This window comes from Pseudoroseomonas cervicalis ATCC 49957 (assembly GCF_000164635.1).
Classification (GTDB): Bacteria; Pseudomonadota; Alphaproteobacteria; order Acetobacterales; family Acetobacteraceae; genus Pseudoroseomonas; species Pseudoroseomonas cervicalis.
This window is the reverse complement of record NZ_GG770780.1, coordinates 19200-21886: the sequence shown is the minus strand read 5'-3', so window position 1 is coordinate 21886 and position 2687 is coordinate 19200. Positions and strand designations below refer to the sequence as shown.

At 75.7% G+C, this 2687-nt stretch carries 3 protein-coding genes; all 3 read right to left on the bottom strand.

Annotated features, from left to right (window positions below; all coding sequences use genetic code 11):
* Positions 1 to 635 (bottom strand): formyltransferase family protein (locus HMPREF0731_RS13550; protein WP_051014764.1); only part of this gene is annotated, 635 nt, incomplete at its 3' end.
* Positions 628 to 1962: an aminotransferase class I/II-fold pyridoxal phosphate-dependent enzyme gene (locus HMPREF0731_RS13545; protein ID WP_007004712.1), complete on the bottom strand. Its 1335-nt coding sequence runs from the start codon at positions 1960 to 1962 to the stop codon at positions 628 to 630. The genes HMPREF0731_RS13550 and HMPREF0731_RS13545, both read right to left, overlap by 8 nt.
* A gap of 174 nt (positions 1963 to 2136) precedes the next feature.
* Positions 2137 to 2687, bottom strand: a 551-nt coding sequence (locus HMPREF0731_RS13540; RefSeq protein WP_040613334.1) for an acyl carrier protein, incomplete at its 5' end; no start/stop codon positions are given.

Genomic DNA, 2687 nt, shown 5'->3' with positions numbered 1-2687 from the left:
GCGCTGCGGCCGGGCGGCAGCGCCACGGCGCGCTGCGCCAGGATGGTGCCGGCGTCGATGCGCGGCACCATGCGATGGACGGTCACGCCGAAGGCGGGCGGGCTTTCCTGCATCGCCCAGAAGGTCGGCACCGGGCCGCGATGAAGCGGCAGCAGGGAGGGGTGGATGTTGATGCCGCCGCGCGGCACCCGCGCCAGCGTGTCGCCCGAGAGGATCTGGTCGAAATGGAAGGAGACGATCAGCTCCACCCCCGCCGCCGCCAGCGCCGCCGCGAAATCGGCGCCGTTGACGTCGGCCACCGCCAGGGACGGCACGCCATGGCGGCGCGCCAGGCCGCTCAGCGCGCCGCCGCCCATCGCCCGGCGCAGATCGCCCAGCAGCTGCGGCAGCCCGTATTGCGTCATCAGGAAGGGCAGGAAGCGCGGGCCGGAGCGCCGCCAATGCGCCGCCAGCTGCCCCGCCATGCCGCCCGTGGCCGGGCGGTAGGGCAGCGAGCGGCCGATCAGCGCCAGCCGCCCGGCCTCGGCCTGGGCGCGGGCGAAGCCCAGCACCGGGGCCGCGCTCAGCGCGCTCTCCAGCGTCAGCAGGGCGATGCGCAGCGGCCGCGCGGGCGGGCGCCTCCCGGGCTCAGCCAAGCCCGGGCAGGCTCTCGACCCGGCCGACACCGGCCACCGCCGCGCTGACCGCCTCCGCCGTGCGGTCGAGATCCGCCTCGCTGTGCTCGGAGGAGACGAAGAAGCGCAGCCGCGCCGACTGTTCCGGCACCGCCGGGAACATCACCGTCTGCGCCGCGACGCCGCGCTCCAGCAGCGCCGCCGCCACCTTGGCGGTGCGCAGAGAGGAGCCCAGGATCACCGGCACGATGGCCGAGCCGATGCTGGAGCCGGTGTCGAAGCCGCGCGCCCGCAGCCGGTCGCGCAAGCCGGTGCCATTGGCCTGCAGCCGCGCCACCCGCTCCGGCTCGGCCAGCAGGATGCGCAGCGATTCCAGCGCGGCGGCGGCCAGCGGCGGCGCCAGCCCGACCGAATAGACCGAGCCCGGCACGGTGTGGCGCAGCCAGTCGATGACATCCGCCCGCGCCGCGATATAGCCGCCGCAGGCCGAGAGCGTCTTGGACAGCGTGCCCATCCAGAGATCGACCCCGGCCGGGTCGACCCCCTGCGCCTCGGCGACACCGCGCCCGGTCGGGCCGATGACGCCGACGCCATGCGCCTCGTCCACCATCAGCCAGGCCTCGTGGCGGCGGGCGATGTCGATGCAGGCGGCGAGGTCGGGGACATCGCCATCCATGCTGTAATGCCCCTCGACCAGCAGCAGCGCCCGCGCCTGGGACGGCGGGGCGGCGCGCCGGCCGGCCGCCATCTCGCGCTCCGCCGCCGCCATGTCGTTGTGCGCGAAGGGCAGGCGGCGGGCGCCGGAGAGGCGGATGCCCTCGGTGCAGGAATTGTGGATCGCCGCGTCATGCACCACCAGGTCGCGCGGCCCCATCAGGTGGCCGATGGTGCTGACATTGGTGGCGTGGCCGGAGACGAAGGTCAGCGCCGCCTCGGCCCCGTGCAGCGCCGCCAGCGCGCGCTCCAGCGCCAGGTGCAGGTCGCGCTCGCCCGAGGTGATGCGCGAGCCGGAGGGGGAGACGCCGTAGCGGTCGATGGCGGCCTTCGCCGCCGCCTGCACCCGCGGATCGCCGTTCAGGCCGAGATAATTGTAGCTGGCGAAGTTGATGACCGGGCGGCCGCCAATGGCGCTGTGCGCCCCGGCCAGCCCGTCATGCGCGCGGAACAGCGGGCTTTCCAGCGCGAGCGATTCCATCGCCGTCTTCAGCAGCGCGTAGTCGCGCATGCCGGGCAGGGTGGTGAAGTCGCGGGCGCTGCCGGCCTCGGGGCGCGGCGCCTCGGCCTTGCGCCGCTTGGAGAGGCGGGCCAGCAGGGCCAGCCGCGCCGTCGTCGAAAGCCCACCACTCATGCCGCGGGAACCACCTTCCAGAACAGGAGGGGGCCGGGCAGCGCAGGCGTCCCGGCCCCCTCCAGGGTTTCTAACCGCTGCATGACGCGGCTTCCAGGGTCCGCCAACCCCTTATGCCGCGGCTCACGGCATTGCGCCCGCGCCGCCGGCCCGCCGGCGCCTGGCCATGGCCGCCTATTCGGCGGCGGGGGCGGTCTGCGGCGCCTCGCTCGGCTCGAACTGCTCGACCAGCTGGGCGATCGCCTCCTCCGGCCGCTGGCCGGACAGGCCGTCGGCCAGGCGGCGGGCCAGCAGCTCGATGGTCAGCTCCTCGGTGACGGAGGCCAGCGGCACGGTCATGCCCAGCCGCTGCTCCAGCGCGCCGCGCAGCTCCAGCCCGCCCAGGCTGTCGAGGCCGAGCCCGGCCACCGGCGCGTCCGGCGCCACCGCCTCGGGCGGCAGGCGCAGGATGCGGGCGATCTCCTCCTGCACCACCTGGCGCAGCAGGGCGCGCTGCGCCTCGGCCGGCAGGGCGAGCAGATGCGCGCGCAGGTCGCCGCCCTCGGCCACCGCCATGCCGCCGCGCAGCCCGGCATAGAGCGGCTCCTCCAGGATCGGCAGCACCCGGCCGGCCTCGCGCCAGCCGATTCGCGCGATGCCCAGCACCGGCGCGCCGCTCTCCAGCATGGCGGGCAGGGCGGAGAGCGCCTCGGCCGCCGCCATCGCCTCGGTGCCGAGGCGCCGGG

What these genes read in the sequence shown, in the direction of transcription:
- HMPREF0731_RS13545 (WP_007004712.1), bottom strand. Translation starts at nt 1,962, where the DNA reads ATGAGTGGTGGGCTTTCGACGACGGCGCGGCTGGCCCTGCTGGCCCGC.